We start from the raw sequence: 18,220 nt of genomic DNA on the forward strand, positions 1-18,220 counted from the left end.
TGGTATAATGAGTATTCCAACTAATGAAAAGCGGAATCTTCGGCCGCGCAAATTTTCGCTGCGCGCTTTGTCCTTGGTCCGAAAACTGTTAGGAGGAGACATTTTGAGCCAGCGAGATCTCATGACCCAGCCCCTCGAACAGATCGTCCGCCGCAAACTCTCCGACGAAGTGTTTGATCGATTGGAGCGAATGATCACCTCAGGCGAGCTTCAGCCCGGCGATGAAATGCCCTCCGAACGGGTGCTGATGGAGCGCTTCGGCGTCGGCCGGCCGGCAATCCGCGAAGCCATGCAGTCGCTCGCCAACAAGGGCCTCGTCAGCATCTCGCACGGCGAACGGGCGAAGGTGCTGCGGCTGACGGCAAAGTCGATCTTCCGCCAGGTCGATCTTACCGCCAAGATCATGCTGTCGCAATCGGCGGATTCGCTCGAACATCTAAAGAGCGCCCGCATCTTCTTCGAGCGCGGCATGGCCCGCGAGGCCGCCCAGCGGGCCTCGGCAAATGATATCAGCGACCTCAGGGCTATCATCGAGCGCCAGCGCCTATCGCTCGGCCGGGCCGAAGCGTTCATCGATGCCGATATGGAATTTCACACCCGCATCGCCCAGATCTCCGGCAATCCGATCTACGTCGCCGTCAGCGAAGCCATGCTTGCATGGCTGAAGGAATATCATACCGAGATGCTGATCTGGACCGGCAAGGAAAAGTTCACGCTCGCCGAACACGACGAGATCGTCGACCGCCTCGAAGCCAACGACGTCGACGGCTCGGAGATGGCGCTGCTCAAACACCTCGAACGCTCGCGCGCGCTTTACGCCAAATAATCTGCATTCTGCGCCCACCCTCCTGCCTGACGCCATTTATCGGCGGCAGCGGAACAATGATGTGCTGGCGAGGTTGTGGATAGGCCAAGCACGCAAGATCCCAAGGAGGACACCAGATGCGTATGAAACTCGTAGCAGCTTCGCTTTTCGCCCTCGGCATGGCCACCTCGGCCTTCGCCCAGTCCAACCCGGCGCCGGCCGGCGCCACGATCGACAAGAACCAGGCCGATCAGGGCGGCGGCGCAGCCAGCGACACGAAGACCAAGAAGCCGATGGCAACCGACACCACCACGACCGGGTCCACGACCGGCGGCACGATGAAAATGGATAAGACCAAGTGCCCGAACCCGGTCAACAACTCGGCCAATCTCCAGACGCAGGGCGGCACCAGCAACGCCACACCGATGGACGAAGCCTGCGCCGCCCATAACAATTGAGCGGCCTCATCACAAAAACCCCGCTTCGGCGGGGTTTTTGCGTGCACTGCCATTGCGCCCATCATAACTTGACTTACCGCAAAACGAGCGATATCAAATTGGGTAATCGATAACCCAATGAGTTCCCGTGACCGCCTCACTCAACGACATAGCCGCCCGTGCAGGTGTCTCCGTAAAAACGGTATCAGGAGCTTTGCATGGCGGCTCGGCCCGCATGTCGGAAGACACCCGGCAGCGGATCAAGGAGATCGCCGAAGAGCTGGGTTATGTCACCAACTTCGCCGCACGCAGCATGCGGCAAGGCTGGATGCCGCTTGTCGGCCTCGTTGCAGACGACTTGATCACTTCGCCTTTTGCGACGGAGATCATCCGGGGGCTCGATGGCGCCGCGCGCGCCGCCGACATGGCCGTTTTCGCCATGACGCTCAGCGGCCATCGCAGCGTCGCGTCGATCCTCGACGAGATGCGGCGCTTTCGCCCGCGGGCGATCGCCTATGCCGCCATGTATCACAAGAGCGTCGACCTGCCGCCCGAATTTGCCGGCACGGTCGGCGTCATGATCAACTGCCGCGATGCCAACGACCGGGTGACCTCGCTGGTGCCCGATGAAACGGGGGCGGCGCTCGAGATTACCAACTACCTCATCGATGCCGGCCGGCGCAACATAGCCTTCATCAATCTGCCGGGGCTGCTCGCCGGCGACCTCCGTGAACTCGGCTTCCGGCAGGCGCTCGATCATGCCGGCATCGACGGAGCCGGCGCCATCGTGCTACCCGCCGTCAGCAAAGCGATGTACAGCGACCGGGCGCACAGCCTCGTGGCCGCGCATGTGCATGCGCTGATGAACGGCCCCCGGCGTCCCGATGCAATCCTGTGCGGCAATGACCGCGTGGCCATGGAAGTTTATGCCGCTTTGCGCCGCGAAGGCGCGGCCATTCCCGACGACGTCGCCGTTGCAAGTTTCGACAACCAGGTCGAGATCGCCTCGCGGCTCGACCCGCCGCTGACCACCATGGCGCTTCCCCACCGCGCCATGGGCCGCCAGGCCGCGCAAATCCTGCTTGCCGAAGACCGGGGTCCGGTCGGGGTGCAGAAGCTACCGTTCCAGTTGGTGGAGCGGGCATCCGTATAAATTGAGATAGGCCCATTCAATTGAGGAGGAATTCTAATGGGTAAACGTTTACTTTGGTCGGTGATCCTGTCCTCGGCGCTATCAGCCATAGGGGCGCAGGCAGCCGAGAAAACCGTAATCCAGGTCATGCACCAGGGCGATCCAGGATTTGTCGCTGCCTATGGCAAGGTCGCCGAGCGGTTCGAGGCAGCCAATCCCGATGTCGACGTGCAGTTCATCTATGCGCCGCATGATGCCTATAACGAGAAGTTCAGCGCCGCCGTCATGGCCAAGCAGCTGCCCGATGTGATGGAGCTCGATGCACCGTTCCTCGCCAATTACGTCTGGTCGGGCTATCTTCAGCCGATCAAGCCGCTGATCGATAAGGATGTCCTCGACGACATGACGGAGTCCAACATCGCCCAGGGCACATACCCGATCGATAAGGACCTCTATGCGATCGGCCTGACCGATTCCTCGGTCGTTCTTTACGGCAACAAGAAATATCTCGAAGCGATCGCCGCCCGCATCCCGAAATCCGTCGACGATGCCTGGACCCGGGAAGAGTTCGAAACCTATCTCGAGAAGCTTTCCAAGCTCGACGGCGTCAAGTGGCCAATCGACACCTTCCGCGGCTACGGCATCAAGACCGAATGGATCACCTATGCCTATGGCCCGATCCTCCAATCGGCCGGCTGCGACCTCATCGACCGCAAGGCCTGGAAATCCGAGGGCACGCTGGATAGCGACGCCTGCGTCGATGCGCTGGCGATGATGCAGAAATGGGTCAAGAACGGCTGGGTCGTGCCGCAGTCGGCCGGGACCAATCAGTTCTTCGCCGAAGGCAATCCGGCGGCGCTGGCGCTCGGCGGACACTGGGTCTATGCCGAGGCCGCCGCGACCATGAAGGACAACATCGTCGTGCTGCCGCTTCCGAAATTCGGCGCCAAGGGCGCGAGCCCCGACGGCACCTGGATCTGGGCGGTCACCAAGACCTCGGCGCATCCCGATATATCAGGAAAGTTCATCAGCTTCCTGCTCAAGGACAAGGAGTTCCGCACTTACGTCGCCAGCCAGTCGGGCTATCCCGGCCTGAAGAGCTTCGCCGCCGAATCTCCGCTCTATGCCGCCGGCGGTCCGATGGCGATCGCCTTCGAACAGGCATCGAAGACGGCCGTCGCGCGCCCGCCGCATCCGGCCTATCCGACGATCACCTCCGCCTTCATGCAAGCCGTCGACGAGGCCTTCAATGGCGGCGATCCCAAGGAGGCGCTAGCGTCGGCCGCCAAGAAGATCGATCAGGATATCGAGGACAATGACGGCTATCCGCCATTCGGCGACGAGCAATAGGCGCGATCGCTGCCGACCGGTCGAAGCCCTGCGATGTCTCCAGCAGGCATCGCAGGGTGGACCGGGATCAAGGGTTGGAGAGGAGGAGCTACATGGTCACGCAACAATCGACATCGTCGACATCCGTCCGAAAGGCTCCGGCGCGCCGGCATGACAAGGGACGGCTGATGCAGGAGGCGGCCATGCTGGCGCCGGCCGTCATCCTGTTGACCCTCTTTCTGATCGTACCGTTCCTCCTGTCCTTCTGGACGGCGATGACCAACCAGCCTCTGGTGCCGCGCCCGACGCCGGTCCGGTTCGTCTGGTTCAACAATTTCATCCGCATCTTCCAGGACCACCTTTTCTGGACGGCCCTTTGGAATGTCTCGCGTTTTACCTTCTGGATCATTCCGGCGCAATGCGGCCTCGCCTTCGCAACGGCGCTGCTCTTGCATCAGAAGCTGCCGCTCCGCAATCTGCTGCGCGGCATGTTCTTCCTGCCGGCGATCACCTCGATGGTCGTCGTCTGCGTCATCTGGGGTACCCTGTTCCAGTATCCGACAGGCCCCTTTAACCAGATCCTCGGCTTCCTCTCAGGCGGAGCGATCCAGCCGATCGATTGGCTCGGCGATCCGCAATGGGCGATGTTCTCGCTCGTCCTGCTTTCGGCCTGGCAGGCCTACGGTTTCCAGATGATCGTCTACCTCGCCGGCCTTCAGGGCATTCCTGATGAGCTCTACGATGCCGCCAAGATCGACGGCGCCAATGCTTTCCGGCGCTTCTGGCATGTCACCATGCCCGGCCTGCGGCCGACCCATGTCTTCGTGCTGGTGATCACCACCATCCAGGCGTTCAAACTCTATACCCAGGTCGCCATCCTCACGCAGGGCGGGCCGAAGAGCAGCACCGAAACGGTGGTGCACTACATGGTCCGCGCCGGCTTCGAAGAGCAGAAGATGGGCTATGCCTCCGCCGTCTCGGTCATCCTGTTCGTGATCGTTCTCGTCATCGCGCTGATCCAGCGCCAGCTCCTGAGGCGCTTCGATGTCTGACATCGCACTCTCAATGCCGCAGGCCCGCACAGCGCGGCGCCCTTCCGCCGCAGCGGTTCTTCGCATCATCCAGACGATATGCATTTTCATCATCGCATTGGTGATCGTGTCTCCCTTGCTGCTGCTGGTCGTGGCGAGCCTGAAGGACGACCGGTTTCAGATCCTGGCCGATATGGGCAGCTTCCGGGCCTTCTGGGTGTCGAACCCGACGCTCTCCAATTATGCCGAGGTCGGCCACCTCTCGGGCGAACTCGCCTTCGGGCGCTACCTCATCAACTCGCTGATCATCCTGGTCACAACGGTCTGTTCCGGCCTAATCGTGAATTCGATGGCCGCCTTTGTCCTGGCCTGGGGATCGCTCAGGGGCCGCGCCGTCATCCTGTCGATCGTGATCGCGCTTTATGTGATCCCGCAGGAAAGCATCATCATGCCGCTGGTGATCATGGTTTCAAGGGCGGGTATGTCCGATACCTTCGCGGTGCAGATCGTGCCCTGGGTCGCCAGCCCGCTCTATATCTTCCTGTTCTACCAGTTCTTCGCGCAGCTGCCGAAGGAGTTACTTGAAGCCGCCGAAATCGACGGCGCCTCCTTTTTCCGGGCCTATCGCTCCATCTTCCTGCCGCTCAGCCTGCCGGCACTCGCCACCGTGTCGATCCTCATGGGTATCGAGACCTGGAACCAGTATCTCTGGCCGATCCTGGTGACGCAGACCGATTATGCCCGGCCGATCGCGGTGGCCATCGCCACCTTCTTCGGCCAGGACAGCATCTACTGGGATCGGGCGATGGCCGCCTCCGTTTTGATGATGATCCCGATCCTGGGGCTCTACCTCGCATTCCAGCGCTGGTTCGTGAGTTCCTTTATCGGCTCTGCCGTGAAAGGTTGAATTGATGACAAGCCAAACGATTTCTCGCTCCGATGAAGTGGGGCTGGAGACGATCAGCGCCGTCCTGGCCGCGGGGTCCACAATCCATGCCTGGATCAAGGCCTTGCATAACGGCGCACCGGGCAGGCTGACGGCACATGTCGATGGGGACCCGGCCGGCGCTGTCGAAACATCAAATCCGAATGAGTTCGAGTTCCGGCTGCTGACGCTGCAAAGCGGCGGAGAGACCGCCTTCTCCTATGATCCCGCGACGACCGAGGTCTCGGTCCTCTATGCCTTCCTCCCGCCGCGCGTTCTCGAAGAAGGCGTCCGGCTGCTACATGTCAGCCCCGCCAATGCGGCCCCCGAAGTTTCGGGCGGCTATCATTTCCGCCCGCCTTTCGGCTGGATGAACGATCCCAACGGCTTTGGACGGTTCGGCGGCAAGCTGCATCTCTTCTACCAGCACTATCCCCATAGTCTTCGGTGGAACAACATGCATTGGGGTCATGCGGTCTCGAAGGACTATCTTCGCTGGACGCATCTGCCGATCTTTCTTCCGCCTTCGGATCAACTCGCCGCCCGGGCCGACGGGCGGGGCGGGGCATTTTCCGGCTCCGCGATCGCGCTTCCTGGCGATGAAACCGGCCTTCGCATTTTCTTCACCGAGCATATGAAAGATCGGGAACCGGAGGAACAGGTTCAGTTCACCGCCATCAGCCGCGATCTTGTTAATGTTGAGCCGGCGAGCCTGATCCTGCCGGCGCGTCCCGCGGGGCTCGGCCTGACGACCGACTTCCGCGACCCTTACGTTTTCTCGGGCCCCGACGGCAACTGGAAGATGCTGCTCGGCACGCGAGACCGCGAGGGCGGCGTCATCCTGCTTTATCAAACCGACGATCCGGCCGCGGCGGCGGGATGGACCTTCCTCGGCACGCTTCACCGCGAAAACCGCTTCGGGATGACGGCGGCGGAGTGCCCCTGCATGGTGCCGCTCGACGGTCCCGCCAACGACCCTTCGACGCGCTGGGCGCTGATCTTCGGTCTGCTGACCAGCCGCGACCCGGCAACCGGCCGGCGCAACATGACGCTTGCAACCGTCGGCCGTTTCGATGGCCGCAGCTTCTCGGTCGAATTCGAACAGGAACTGGATTTCGGCACCGATGCCTACGCCTTCCAGGCCTTCGTCGACAATGCCGGCCCGGTCGGCATCGCCTGGCTTGCGAACTGGAGGGATATATCCAGAGAGATCGACATGCCGACGGCAATGACCCTGCCGCGCCGGCTGGCCTTGCAAGGCGGTGCGCTGATCACGCCGCCGGTGTCAGGTGTCGAAAGCCTGCGGCGGCGGCGGCTGGATGCCGGAGGTCTTCTGGATGGCCGGACCGTCGATCTCGCCAACGGCTCCGTCGAAATCCTGCTTACTCTCAGGCAAGCCGGCAGCACTTTCCGCCTCGATCTCGAACATCCCGAGGCAACGGTCGCGGTTCAGTTGAGTGACGAGGGGCTTAGCATCCCCTTCTCGGTGGCGAATGCCAAGGCTTCACCCCGCTACATCGCCGCCGGCGCACGCCCCTCGGCCATCCGGATCTTCCTCGATGCGGGCTCGATCGAGGTTTTCGCCGACGATGGCCGCTGGACGGGAACCAAGCGGCTGCCCGGCTTCAAAGGCGTGAGCGCTGCGCGGCTCATCGCAGCCGAGGGCAATGTGCTCGCCGCCGAGATCTGGCAGCTCGGTCTCTGACCTCTGAGGAAACGACGTGGCATCGGTTGCGATCGACGAAACCCGCAAGCATTATCGTGCCGTTCCGGTGATCCGCGGCGTCTCCGTCGATATCGATGTCTCAACCGACAGATGGGGGCCGAGCGCGCCCAAAAAACTCGCGGCATGGAAAATGGCAGCCGGTGGCTTTGCGCCGGTGTCACGGATGTCGCCCGACAGAATACGCTGGACCGCTTCGCAGATGATCGGCGCCGTGACGGCATAGATGTCCTGTCCCTGGGCGAGAATCCGGCGGTGCAGGTCGCCTTGCGTGACGATCACCTCGACGGCGAAGCGCTGCGCCGAACGCCCGGTTTCATCGATGGCCTGGGGCGAGGGCGTCGAGGGATCGCGAACATCGCGCAGGGCTGTCGTGCTGAGAAAGCTGTGCAGCTCCCTGGTCCTGATGTGGCGGGCGATCAGCGGCACTTCCGAAAATGGAAGCTCGACGAATGTCTGCCGGCCGAACGGGGCCGGCAAGACGGATACCTTCTCGGCCGGCGGCTGATGCACGGGCCCAAGCTGCCCGCCGCTGACGGCCAGGCGCCGTGCGGTGTTTTTCTCGCCGGTCACGCGCGTGCCTTTCGTCGGCAGCCAGCTGTCGAGCGCAACCCGGACTTCGATCGTGTCGGCATGCTGCCATTCATTCATCAGCGCTGCCACCAGCAGATCGGCCAGGCCGCCGTAAAATCCCATAGCCGGGATGACGACGACGCCCGCTTTTGCGGCCGCAGCCTCATGCCGGTCGAACGTAGCCTGTACGCTCGGCTGTTCAGCCGTTACGTCGAGATAGTGGATGTCGGCCCGCAACGCGGCACGCACGACCGCGTCGGCCGTGTCCATGAATGGGCCGGCGCAGTTGATGACCGCTGCCACGCCGCCGAGCGCCCTATCCAGCGCCGCGTCATCCTCTATCGCCGCTTCACGGCATTCGACGCCACGTTCCGGAAAACCCGCTTCCGCCAATCGCCCGAGACTCCGTCCGATCGCAATCGGTTTCATCCCGCGCCGCAATAGTTCGGCGACGACAAACCGGCCGGTATGGCCGTTCGCGCCGAAGACCGCGACGGCCTGGGGTGTTCTGATGATGTCGACTTGATGCATGGTCATTGCTCTCTCCTGCGCTACAGACCTGTCTGTCCTCTATAAAACATACAGGTCTGTAGCGTGTCAACCAACTTTATGCTAGTTTGGTGGAATTGGAGATAAGCGAATGACGAAAAGTACAGCGAACACACCTGCCCCTGCCGTCAACGAGGTCCGGGACAGAATTCTCGAGACCGCATCGGAACTCTTCTACCGGCGCGGCGTCCGCGCCGTTGGCGTCGATCTGGTGGTGGAAAGATCCGGCGTCGCCAAAACCAGTCTTTACCGCCATTTCGGCACAAAGGACGATTTGATCGCGGCCTTTCTCAAGCGCGAGGACATGGACTTCTGGAGCACTTGGGACCGGGTCACCGAACAGCACTCGGATGACGCCGGGGCCGAACTCGACGCCCATTTCGAATGGATCGGCGAACGGGTCGGGCGGGACAATTACCGCGGCTGCCCGCAGATCAATACCGCTGCCGAGTTTCCGGAAGCCGGTCACCCCGCCCGCAAAGTCGCCGAAGCCCATATGCGTGAAATGCGCCGCCGCCTGACGGCCATCGCGGGGCGACTGGCGGTTGCGGCACCCGACCGGCTTGGCGGGCAACTCGCGGTGCTGATCAACGGCGCCTTTGTCAGCATGCAGGTCTTCGAACCCGGCGAGGCGACAGGTTTGCTCCGCGATGCGGCGCACGCGCTGATCGCCGCCAGCCGCAATTGATTCACTGGAAGCAGATTTGCCAGAGTGGGAAATGGGTCAATAGGAACTGGCCACGCATCTGGATTAAGAGTTCCCGACATTCGTCGACCTGCGGCTCAGCCAAAATTTGTACGGCAACATCGCCTGTCGGCACTTTTGCGAGGCACAAGGCTTTCGCAACAACAGGCCGCCGGTTCGGATCCCTTCAAGGCAAGGGAACGATGCAGATACGATTTCGTCCGCGCATCAATTTCCTTGAAACCTGGCGTCAGGGCGCATATGTTGATATCAATGTCATCGTTTTTGCTAGATTGATATCAATGCCGGCGGTCACCATTCGCAATCTCTCTGATGAAACACATCGCGCCCTGCGGGTGCGAGCGGCTCATCATGGCCGAAGCACAGAGGCCGAAATCCGTGACATTATCGAGGCCGCCGTTCGCCCATCTGAACGCGTGAAGCTCGGCTCTTTACTCGCGACCATTGGTCGTGATGCTGAGCTTTCCAATAGCGACGTTGAAGCCCTGCAGCAAAATCGCGATAAGGGGCCTGCTGAACCCATGACTTTCGAATGATCTTGTTGGACACCAACGTGATATCGGAGCCGTGGAAACCGGTTCCTGAGGGAGCGGTGGTCGCTTGGTTGGACGCCCAAACCCTCGAGACTCTCTTCCTTTCCGCAATAACAATTGCCGAACTTCGTTTCGGGATCGCTGCTATGCCCTCAGGCAAACGGCAAACTATCCTTCGCGATCGCCTGGAGGATGAAGTGCTTCCGCATTTTGCCAAACGCATCCTGCCTTTCGATTTTGCCGCCAGTCAATTCTACTCGGAACTGATGGCACGCGCTCGAGTAGCCGGGAAGGCGATCAGCAAGGCGGATGGATATATTGCAGCCACCGCAGCAGCGAACGGCTTTGCCGTCGCAACTCGCGACACAAGCCCTTTTGAGGCCGCTGGGTTGAAAGTGATTAACCCCTGGACTCCATAAATATCAGGTAATTTCAGGTGCCCTCGGTCGACTTCCATCAAGGCGATCAAGCGAGGCCAACGTCGTCAAAGACGCGGGCGACCTCTCTCATGAGCCGGGCTACAAGGTGCGCGTTCGCCCGAATGACCGCAACAGCAGGTTAAGAGAGACGGCAACCTTGTCGATGTCGCGGATATCCCGCGAATATTGGCCGGTGTAGAGTTTGACAATCATGTTGTCGCGCGCAGCGCCGCTGAGTTCGAAATAGAGGTGCAGGTAATAGGCTTGCTTGTCGCCGCTGCGACTGACGCTCCGTCGTCGTTGAGTGACCTGCCCGAGCTCCGTTTTGAATGGGGCGAAGCCGGGCAATTTCAGCATGACCGATTTGGATTGAAATCGCGCCATGTTGGGGACTGCAACGACCGCCTTATCAAGTGCCAGACTGACGATTTGGCCGGGGACATCGTCGACTGTAGCAGGCTCATCGAGCTTGAACGCATGAAACAGGCGCCGGGGTTTCTCAAAGCAGATGAGCGACGCGATGAGCAGGACGACGATGTTGATCCCTGACCACCAGGCCGCGACCGGCGAAAACTGGCCTTGCACATGCGACGTTTCCGGCACGACGTTGACCAGCAGACCAATGACGGTGACCGTGATCATGCTTGCGATCCAGGTGAAGCTGTAGCGATCGAACTGGTTTGCTTCGTTGCTGCTGCCCTTTGGCGTCACCCTGAACGGCTTGCCGAAGGGTCTCACCAGGCTGGAGACCACGGTCGGCAACATGCGGAATGTCGCAAAAGTCCCGACGGCACTTGATATCACAGGCAGATAGCGCGTCGGCGTGATCCACAGCATCAGCATAAAATACGCCGCCAGCAGCGGCACCTGATGCGCGACATAATCGGCTATATCGGTGAAATAGAGCGGCAGCAGTCCGAACCAGAGATAGACGATGGGGACGAGCAAGATCGTGAAGCGGACCAGATACTGCACCAGCCATGAGGCCGGCAGGAACATGATCCGTTGAAAGAGCGTCAATCCCGGGCCGCGCAGCGGACCATTGTACAGATAGAGGGTTTGAATACCCCCCTGACACCACCGTTCGCGCTGCACAAAGTAGCCGGTCAGGTTTTCGGCGGCCAGTCCCATCGATAGCCGCTCATTCAGATAGCGCGTCTTGTAGCCTTTGTTGAGCATGGAAAGAGTTGTCAGCAGGTCTTCCGTGATCGACTCGGTCGGAAATCCGCCTATTGCGTCGACGGCCTTGCGGCGGGCAATCGAGCATGACCCGCAGCAGAAGCTGACGTCCCAGGCGTCTCGGCTGGGGGCGATCTCATCGAAGAACAGGCGCTGCTCGTCCGGCCAGATATTCTCCAGGCCGAGGTTCGATTGCACCGGATCGACGTTGAAGAAATGTTGCGGCGTCTGGACGATGCCGATGCTGTCATCGCAAAAGAAGGGCAGCGTCCGGCGAAGGAAATGGCGATAGGGAACAAAATCGGCGTCGAAGATTGCAATGAACTCGCCCGAACTGACCTTCAGCCCATTGTTCATATTGCCGGCTTTGGCATGGCTGTTGTCGCCGCGCGTGACGTGGATGACGTTCTTCTCCTCGCAATAGGCCTTCAGCCAATCCCGGCGTTGATCGTCAAGCACATACACGTTCAATTTGTCGGCGGGATAATCCAGCGAGCGGGCGCCGATGATAGTTCGCTCGAGCACGTCGAGCGGCTCGTTATAGGTGGGAATGAAAACATCAACAGTCGGCAACTCACGCTGGTCCCGCGCAAAGAAAACGCGCGCCAGCCTGTCCGCTTCTGCGCTCCGGTCGACGTAGCGGCTCATCAATACCAGAAAAAGGATGACTTCGACGCAGGCCAGGACCTCGACCGCAAAGAGCATCCAGACCCAGTAGAAACTCGGACCGCCGTCGGGATAGGGAAGCACTGTCTCCGTCAGGCGCCAGTACATGTATCGCAATGCGACTGCGGCGACGAAGGCGCAGGTCACCGCCCGTGTCCAGGTGTGACGGCGCGACCAATTGAACGGCCCCAGGAAAAAGAAGGCCAGAACGGCAAAGGTCGGAATCAGCGCTACAAGATACTGAACCACAGGTTTTTGACCCAGTTGGATAGGTTGATGCCGTGTTTGGAAAACCGCACCTGCACTGTGCGTCCAACCTGGCAGGAGTTCGCAAAGTCGTCGTTCATGAAGGATGGATCGAGGCGAACCCGAATGCGGGCATTGCGTTGTGTCGACGGCGGCAAACTGGCGGCGAAGGAATCGGTCTCGATCGAAGCCGAGCTGCCTCTGACGGAGATGACCGTGCCCTTGAAGACATCGCTGCGGCCGAACAAGCGAACCTGCGCGACCAGCCCCGGATAGATCTCGTCATAATTGACCTCAGGAACAAGGATATCCACGAACAGCTCTCGACAGTCCAGAAGGCGCATCAGCTCGTCGTTCAGCACCACGTTGGAACCGTTGACGATACTCCTGGTCCAAACAACGCCGTCGAATGGCGCTCGTGCGGTTGCGGATTCAAGGCTGCTGACGCGGTCTGCCTCTTTGACCAGCTGCTTTTGAACTTCGGCGGCTCGCGTCTCATTTTCCGCTATGCGCGAGTTCAAGTCGTTGATGCGAACGATGACCTCGTCCTCGCGTTGTCGCGAATAGGGCACGTCATTCTGTCCGTCGCCGAAGACAAAGATGCCCTGGCGAACGGCATTGAGCCTTTGTTGCAATTGATCGACAGTCAGATTGCTGATTTCGACCTCGCCGCCGGTCGCAGCTCCAGCGGCACGCGCGGCCTCAACCAGCTTCTGCGTCAGAATGCCTTTTGACTCGAGCTGCATCCGGCGGCTCAGGTCAACCTGCGCGACCAGATCCTGCGCTTGCGACACTTCGACTTTCTTCCGCAGGATTTCGACTTCGCGTTCGAGATTGGCAATGGTGGTCTGCTTGTAGACTTCCAATCTGGCAGACAATTCCTCGCGAAGCGCGGAGAGTTCCTCCCGTTCTTTTTTCAGCGCCGCGACGCGGTCGAGCGCTGTATTGCGATCTGCCTCGAGCGACGCGAGGATTGCGCGATTGACGCGCGTATTTCTGATTTCTGCGAGGGATTGTCCTGCTTTGACCGGGCTGCCGGCCTTGAGGGGTTCTTCCGCGATCGTGCCGTCGATCGGGGCATTCACGACAGCAAACCGCGCATTGACCGTGCCATCTAGGCTGGTAAAGCCAGTGATCGTCGGCAATGACACGACAGTCACGAGTGTCAGCAGCAGCAGGCCGACAATAATGCGCGTGATGCGATGGTTCCAGATCATGTTGGCATCCGAGATGATCGCTTCTGCAGCCATCCGCCGCTATCGAACCGGCACAAACGGATGCAACTCATTCTTGCATAAATTAGCGTATCGAAAATTAGTAGACAAGAGAGGACCACAACGCTGCGACAGAAACAGTTCGGCTGTGGAGGAAACGCCGCCGGGGGAGGCTTGGCACCCGCATCGATGCGGGGCTGGGGCATGGTCAAGCCATCTGCGGCGTGACGACTGACGTGACAGGGTGCTGGAAATCACTGCGCCGCGCCTGATAGCGCTACCGTCTCATCCGGACAGAAACATAATTCCCCGCGATCTTATTTCTAATGGGCATCGCATGAAACTCGATTCATGCGATGCCCATCAGTTCTTTGTTTTGCGTGTTGTTATCCCGGAACCGCCGCACGTCCGGCCGACGGGCATTAATGCGGTCGAAGCTTTTTGGTCGCGATCAGCATGACGAGATCTTCGGAGGCGTCTGCGAGCTCCAATGCCAATTCCGCAGCCGACCATCCCCGTTTCTGCAAACCGACGAGCATTTCCACCATCGCGACTTCGACCTCTCGTCTGCAGTTCGAAATCGGCTTCAATTCGATATGTTTCTCATCACATGCAGTGGTCATCTCAGCCTCCGTTCTGCCACAGCAAAGGGCAGCGTCGCAAAAATTCGCCAGTGGGTGGATATGGTAAGGGTTGCGTGCAAGCCTCGGCCTATTACGCATCGACACAGGCGGCCTCGGCCTGCGCGCAACCCTTCGCGCCCTTATTTGCCGATGTCCGGCCTCAGGAGCGTCTCGCATGAAGGTGAGCAGGGGAAGCCCGCACGACCGGCGACAGGAATTTGTCCTGGCGCCTGTGGGTTGTGCGGAGAAGAATTCCTGCCGTAAGCCGATGCTCGCGCAAAGCGCGCAGGAATATTGCCCCGATAGGTCACGACCTATCCTCCTCTGCTTGCATATTTTGTTCTGATTTATGTCGTTTCACGTTGAAAGTGCTTTGCACCGGCAAGTGACTGTCTGGGCTTTCCGACCGTCCTTCGGAATTAACCATTGCTTATTTAGATACAGGAACAGGACGCAATTGTCGTTATCGCCGCATCCCGAAAATTATCGGTCCGTCCATTTCTGCTCGCAGGAGAATATGATAATCAGCTTATACACGTAGAGCTTCAGTCGATTCGGCCGATCGGATGGGTTCCGCCGACGCTACAGCCGGCAAAACGATTGCTTGCTTCAGTTTCAACAGCCCGGATCGGCTTATGCGCTGGAGGAATTGCATGGTTACGGAGTCTGGAGACGACCCCGCTGCTGGACGGGAATGGCCGGCCCATTTGGAGCGGCGGCGCTGGCCGCGCGAACCGTCTCCGCAGAAAGAACATCGGGCGGACGTTCCGCCGCCACTGGTGCCCTTGCGATTTTCAACGCGGGATCTGCCGCCGAAAGAACAGTTCCAGTCCTGGCGATCGCACATGGCGCCGCTTATCGATGTTCATCTGCCGGACGGAAAATCAGAGGACGACGGCTTTCTTGCGGAACAGACCGGCTGGCAGCTCGGCGATCTCCTCATCGTCCAGCAGCGCGCACAGGCATGCAGCTATATTCGCGATCAGGCCATGCTGCGATCGAGCCCAATCGATCACTGGAACGTCGGCGTGCTTCGCAGCGGCCGGGCCTGGACCGAAGCCAATCGCCATGTCACGGAGACCGGCCCGGGTGAGATATTTTTCAGGTCTCTTGGTTATCCCTACCGCGGACGGATGACCGATTCAGCCGCCGTGCTCGTCTTCCTGCCCTATGAGTTGTTGACCCGTGACGCGCCTCTTCTGCAGAACGCCCACAACATCGCTCTCTCCGGTAGCCTGGCCGAGTTGCTCGTCAGCTATATCGATGGCCTGGAAGCGAACCTCAGCAATTTGACGGTGGAGGAGATGCCGCGGATCGTCCGGACGATCGGCGATATGGTCATTGCATGCGCTGCCTCGTCCGCCAGTTTGGATCGCGGGCAGGAGCAGACCAATATGGGGCTGATGGAGCGGGCGCATCGCTATATTCACCTCAATCTTCATTCAGACAGCTTGACGCCCGACGTCATGTGCCGGGCGCTTGGTATTTCGCGCACGCGGCTCTACCAATTGTTCGAAACGAGCGGGGGCGTCTTCAACTACATTCGCAAACGTCGATTGCTCCAAGCCTATGCGGATCTTACCAACCCGACCGACAACAGGCCGATCTCGGAAATTGCCGAGGCCGCCGGCTTCGACGTTGCCGCCAATTTCACGCGCGCCTTCAGCCATGAATTCGGGCTCAGCCCGCGTGAAGTCCGAAAGACAGGAGCAACGGAGCGCCCGGCTATCTCCGCACCACGTTCCATGCAACGGTTTGGGGCAACGATCGGCGATTGGCTGACACCCGCAGGTTGATGCGGTATATGTCGAAGCTTTCCCGAACAACCACGCAAATGTCACCCGCCCTTTGGCGGTCAAACCTTTCGATTTAGGTGACGACATTCGGAAGCGCTTCACCTTGAAGCGCCCGTCGCGCTCTTTCGACGGCCTGCTCTTGCAAAGCATCCAGCGACATGTTGGATCGCCAGGCTACGTGCGGCGTGAAGACAGCGTTTGGTGCTTGACGAAGCGGATGATCGGCGCGGAGTGGTTCCTGAGCAAATGTATCGAGACCCGCACCGGCAATCGAGCCTGCGATGAGAGCGGCAGCCAATGCATCCTCGTCGATCAAACCGCCGCGCGAAACATTTACAATGACAGCGTTTCGGCGCGTGCGCCCGAGCACCTCGGCGGAGATCATGTGATGGGTCTCGGCGCTCAGCGGTAAATGCAGCGTCACAACGTCCGATTCTTCCAAGACCTGCTTCAAAGTCGCGGACGGCACCTCGGAGAAAGACGCGATCGGATCGAAAGCATGCACCTTCGCTCCTATCGCTGACCACCATCGGGCTACCAGCTGTCCGATGCGGCCCATCCCGACCACGCCGACCTCCAAGTGCGAAAGTTTCGGGGCATCCAGACCAATAACCCCGGCCCATTCCCCGGATTGAATGGCGAACTGCCCTTGTGGGATCCGTCGCGCCAAGCTCAAACCCATCGCAAGCGCGTGCGAAGCGACCTCTTCGGAGGCCGTATCCGGCACGATCGTGACGGGCACGCCGATCTGTTTTGCTGCTGCGACATCGATGTTGTCGTAGCCGACGCCATAACGGACGACGGCCCTGCAGCGTCGCAAAAGCCCGAACTCAGCCGCTGTCATCTTCGCATAGGGCGTTACCATGACGACCTCGGCATCGGCCATCCGGCTCGAAAAGCTGGCCTGATCGGTTGCGACGACCAAGTCCATTCCGAATGTCTCGGCCAGCGCGCGTTCCCGGTTAAGATTGGGGAAGCGGTGAGGGGCGACCAGAATGATCCCGGGCTCGGTTGACGATGTCATTATTTTCTCCTCCGAATATTGCTCAGCAAGAAGGCGATCGAATGCGCTCGCGCATTCGACATGCTCGTCCTCCGTTGTTGGCGGGTTATTGTCGGTGCTCGGATCGCGACTAAGCAATAGTGTCGAGATCGATCAGTTCAATCTTGTAACCATCAGGATCCTCGACGAACGCAATGACTGCGGTGCCGTGCTTCATGGGACCGGCCGGACGTGGAATCCGGGCGCCGTTTGCTTCCAGCTCCTTGCAGATCTGATAGATATCCCGCACGCCGAGGGCAATGTGGCCGTAACCCTCGCCAAGTTCGTAGGGCCTATCCTGATCCCAATTATATGTGAGCTCCAAAACGGCATTGGACTCCTCCGGACCGTAGCCGATGAAAACGAGGGTGAATCTTCCCTCGGGGAAGTCCATTTTTCTCAAAACCTCCATTCCCAGCAAGCGCGTGTAAAAATCGATGGACCTATCCAAGTCCTTGACGCGCAGCATCGTGTGAAGAAGGCGAAATTTCGGCTCACTCATCAGTATCATCCCTCTGGCGTTCAGCCTCGTAGCCCGGCGCCGGATTGCTCCGGCGTGCTTGAATATAAAGACGGCACATTTCCGCGTTGCTTTCAGCGGCTCCCTTGACGCGTCGCAAGGTGCGTAAATGCGCGGGGTAGTCGGCAGCCTCGATGGGAGCGCCGTCGACAGTAATGAAGGCTGGTGCTTTGGGATCGCTCCCGCCCTTTTCGTGACGTCGTAACGTCAGATAGCGGATCGCCGCCCCTCGAATTTCGTCCCCGCCATGCTGGGCGAAGGCCTGCAATTCCTCCATTGTCGTGGCCAGCGCCGCTGCGGCGCCGCGTTCAGCGGCCATGGCACGCAACACACTTTCCTGCCGACCAAGGAAAGCGCGTTCCTGGAAGTTGCGGCGAAGCTCGGCGAGATCGGTTTTCGCTTCACCGGAAAAAACCGAGGAAAACGCGGCACCGTCGGCAACGCCGCGGTTGATCTTGCCCGCCGCGAAATGATCGACGAGGCGCACCCGCGCCGTTTCGATGCCTGGCACCTGCTCGACCGCGAGCCGCATGTCAGCTGCCATCAAGAATGCAAAATTTGCTGAGCACCAGAACGTCGGCAACCGAAAAACGATGTCAGCTCTGCCCGCTTCGACGCGCACGGATTCGATAAATCCCATCGCGGCAACGGATTCGTCGAGTTCCGGGTCCATGACGGTGTCGAGTGCCGCCGCAACAGCGTCAAGCTCAGCCCTTGGGCCGCAAAGATCGCGTGACGTGGAATGATCAACGGCCTGCATTGCTTCTGTCGC

The 18,220-nt window shown here is 60.0% G+C and carries 18 protein-coding genes; 11 read left to right on the forward strand and 7 right to left on the reverse strand.

Annotation, left to right across the window (positions count from 1 at the left end; genetic code table 11):
- The first annotated feature begins 121 nt into the window (after positions 1-121).
- The 7 genes from AMK05_RS30215 to AMK05_RS30245 all read left to right on the forward strand — a co-directional run bounded on the left by AMK05_RS30215 (position 122) and on the right by AMK05_RS30245 (position 7,364).
- The gene (locus tag AMK05_RS30215; RefSeq protein ID WP_064843889.1) at positions 122-826 is read left to right on the forward strand and encodes a transcriptional regulator NanR; all 705 of its coding nucleotides are present in this window, start codon (positions 122-124) and stop codon (positions 824-826) included.
- Positions 827-942: 116 nt separating this feature from the next.
- Entirely contained in the window at positions 943-1,263 is a 321-nt protein-coding gene (locus AMK05_RS30220; protein WP_064843890.1) for a hypothetical protein, read from the forward strand.
- 127 nt (positions 1,264-1,390) lie between these two features.
- Positions 1,391-2,395 carry a LacI family DNA-binding transcriptional regulator gene (locus AMK05_RS30225; protein WP_064843891.1) on the forward strand — a complete coding sequence of 335 codons (1,005 nt, stop codon included), beginning with the start codon at positions 1,391-1,393 and terminating at the stop codon, positions 2,393-2,395.
- A gap of 36 nt (positions 2,396-2,431) precedes the next feature.
- The gene (locus tag AMK05_RS30230; protein ID WP_094447700.1) at positions 2,432-3,724 is read left to right on the forward strand and encodes an ABC transporter substrate-binding protein; all 1,293 of its coding nucleotides are present in this window, start codon (positions 2,432-2,434) and stop codon (positions 3,722-3,724) included.
- 92 nt (positions 3,725-3,816) lie between these two features.
- On the forward strand, positions 3,817-4,755 hold the full coding sequence (locus AMK05_RS30235) for a carbohydrate ABC transporter permease (RefSeq protein WP_064843892.1): 939 nt from the start codon (positions 3,817-3,819) through the stop codon (positions 4,753-4,755).
- Positions 4,748-5,641, forward strand: coding sequence for a carbohydrate ABC transporter permease (locus tag AMK05_RS30240; protein ID WP_064843893.1), 894 nt, complete (start codon positions 4,748-4,750; stop codon positions 5,639-5,641). Before AMK05_RS30235 ends, AMK05_RS30240 begins: the two co-directional genes overlap by 8 nt.
- A 4-nt stretch (positions 5,642-5,645) precedes the next feature.
- Positions 5,646-7,364, forward strand: a complete 1,719-nt coding sequence (locus AMK05_RS30245; protein WP_064844953.1) for a GH32 C-terminal domain-containing protein — start codon at positions 5,646-5,648, stop codon at positions 7,362-7,364.
- A gap of 51 nt (positions 7,365-7,415) precedes the next feature.
- Here AMK05_RS30245 and AMK05_RS30250 read toward each other — a convergent pair whose 3' ends face one another.
- On the reverse strand, positions 7,416-8,492 hold the full coding sequence (locus AMK05_RS30250) for a saccharopine dehydrogenase family protein (protein ID WP_064843894.1): 1,077 nt from the start codon (positions 8,490-8,492) through the stop codon (positions 7,416-7,418).
- Between the two features lie 103 nt (positions 8,493-8,595).
- On the opposite strand from AMK05_RS30250, the gene AMK05_RS30255 reads away from it, so the two are divergent.
- From AMK05_RS30255 to AMK05_RS30265, 3 genes are all read left to right on the forward strand, one after another.
- A complete protein-coding gene (locus tag AMK05_RS30255; RefSeq protein ID WP_064843895.1) occupies positions 8,596-9,192 on the forward strand; it encodes a TetR/AcrR family transcriptional regulator in 597 nt (198 codons plus the stop codon).
- A 299-nt stretch (positions 9,193-9,491) separates the two neighbouring features.
- Positions 9,492-9,746 carry a FitA-like ribbon-helix-helix domain-containing protein gene (locus tag AMK05_RS30260; protein ID WP_064844955.1) on the forward strand — a complete coding sequence of 85 codons (255 nt, stop codon included), beginning with the start codon at positions 9,492-9,494 and terminating at the stop codon, positions 9,744-9,746.
- Positions 9,743-10,162 carry a type II toxin-antitoxin system VapC family toxin gene (locus tag AMK05_RS30265; protein WP_064843896.1) on the forward strand — a complete coding sequence of 140 codons (420 nt, stop codon included), beginning with the start codon at positions 9,743-9,745 and terminating at the stop codon, positions 10,160-10,162. The genes AMK05_RS30260 and AMK05_RS30265 overlap by 4 nt, the downstream gene beginning before the upstream one ends.
- A gap of 99 nt (positions 10,163-10,261) precedes the next feature.
- Here AMK05_RS30265 and AMK05_RS30270 read toward each other — a convergent pair whose 3' ends face one another.
- The 3 genes from AMK05_RS30270 to AMK05_RS30280 form a co-directional block, all read right to left on the reverse strand.
- The gene (locus AMK05_RS30270) at positions 10,262-12,256 is read right to left on the reverse strand and encodes a glycosyltransferase (RefSeq protein ID WP_064843897.1); all 1,995 of its coding nucleotides are present in this window, start codon (positions 12,254-12,256) and stop codon (positions 10,262-10,264) included.
- Entirely contained in the window at positions 12,238-13,470 is a 1,233-nt protein-coding gene (locus AMK05_RS30275; RefSeq protein WP_064844957.1) for an HlyD family secretion protein, read from the reverse strand. Before AMK05_RS30275 ends, AMK05_RS30270 begins: the two co-directional genes overlap by 19 nt.
- A gap of 419 nt (positions 13,471-13,889) precedes the next feature.
- Positions 13,890-14,090, reverse strand: coding sequence for a hypothetical protein (locus tag AMK05_RS30280; RefSeq protein WP_064843898.1), 201 nt, complete (start codon positions 14,088-14,090; stop codon positions 13,890-13,892).
- A gap of 653 nt (positions 14,091-14,743) precedes the next feature.
- On the opposite strand from AMK05_RS30280, the gene AMK05_RS30285 reads away from it, so the two are divergent.
- Positions 14,744-15,886 carry a helix-turn-helix transcriptional regulator gene (locus tag AMK05_RS30285; protein ID WP_064843899.1) on the forward strand — a complete coding sequence of 381 codons (1,143 nt, stop codon included), beginning with the start codon at positions 14,744-14,746 and terminating at the stop codon, positions 15,884-15,886.
- A gap of 73 nt (positions 15,887-15,959) precedes the next feature.
- On the opposite strand, the gene AMK05_RS30290 is transcribed toward AMK05_RS30285, so the two are convergent.
- From AMK05_RS30290 to AMK05_RS30300, 3 genes are all read right to left on the reverse strand, one after another.
- Complete coding sequence (locus AMK05_RS30290) at positions 15,960-16,910, reverse strand: C-terminal binding protein (RefSeq protein ID WP_064843900.1); 951 nt, start codon at positions 16,908-16,910, stop codon at positions 15,960-15,962.
- A 109-nt stretch (positions 16,911-17,019) separates the two neighbouring features.
- Complete coding sequence (gloA, locus tag AMK05_RS30295; protein WP_064843901.1) at positions 17,020-17,430, reverse strand: lactoylglutathione lyase; 411 nt, start codon at positions 17,428-17,430, stop codon at positions 17,020-17,022.
- Complete coding sequence (locus tag AMK05_RS30300; RefSeq protein ID WP_064843902.1) at positions 17,423-18,208, reverse strand: metal-sulfur cluster assembly factor; 786 nt, start codon at positions 18,206-18,208, stop codon at positions 17,423-17,425. The genes gloA and AMK05_RS30300 overlap by 8 nt, the downstream gene beginning before the upstream one ends.
- Positions 18,209-18,220 lie beyond the last annotated feature (12 nt).

Origin of the sequence: Rhizobium sp. N324 (genome assembly GCF_001664485.1) — a bacterium.
Taxonomy (GTDB): Bacteria; Pseudomonadota; Alphaproteobacteria; order Rhizobiales; family Rhizobiaceae; genus Rhizobium.